The following is a 736-nucleotide window of genomic DNA, read 5'->3' as shown; positions in this document are numbered from 1 at the left end:
AGGCCGTCTGAAATTTCAGACGGCCTTTTGTCATACCCATATTGGGCAAAAATATTCATTCTGATATATTTCCAAAACATACATCTTCAATCCCGATACTTTGAATACAGTTTTGGAACGCCCGCGATGACCCAAACCCAATCCTACCGTCTCACCCTCTCCCGCTTTACTCCCTCCCTCTCAGTCGTCTCCTTCACCGCCACCGAAGCACTCAACACAGCCTACCGTCTCGACATCGAACTCACTTCCACTGATGCCGATTTGCCGCTGTCGTCCTACATCAACCAAGCGGCGAAGTTTACGGTAACGCCGGTAAGCTCTGATGCGTTGGGATTGATTGAAGGAATGTTGGTTCCGGAGCCGTTGAAGGAATGGAGCGGCATCATCACTTCCTGTGAGAAGCTGTCGGTATCGGCTGACGAAACCCGTTACCGCATGGTATTGGAACCCCGCATCGCCGCATTGAAGCATCACCGCACTTCACGGCTGTTTCAAAACCAAAACGTTCCCGACATTATTTCATCGCTGCTGAAACACCACGGTTTTGCCGGTGTCGATTTCCGTTTCAACACTTCCCGCGAATACGGTGTGCGCGAGTATGTGACCCAATATCAGGAATCCGACTTTGCCTTTCTCAACCGGCTGTGCGAAGAAGAAGGAATTTGGTACGCCTTCGAGCAGAATGCCCAATATGGCGATGTGGCGGTATTCGGTGACGATGCCGCCCATTATTTTC

Annotated in this window: 1 protein-coding gene; it reads left to right on the top strand. The window is 50.7% G+C overall.

All coding sequences use genetic code 11. The features are described from left to right. Positions 1-126 precede the first annotated feature (126 nt). On the top strand, positions 127-736 hold a 610-nt coding region (locus tag AKG43_RS11865; RefSeq protein ID WP_156300683.1), incomplete at its 3' end, for a type VI secretion system Vgr family protein.

Source organism: Neisseria sp. 74A18 (assembly GCF_001308005.1).
Classification (GTDB): domain Bacteria; phylum Pseudomonadota; class Gammaproteobacteria; order Burkholderiales; family Neisseriaceae; genus Neisseria; species Neisseria dumasiana.
This window is presented reverse-complemented; position numbering and strand designations above follow the sequence as displayed.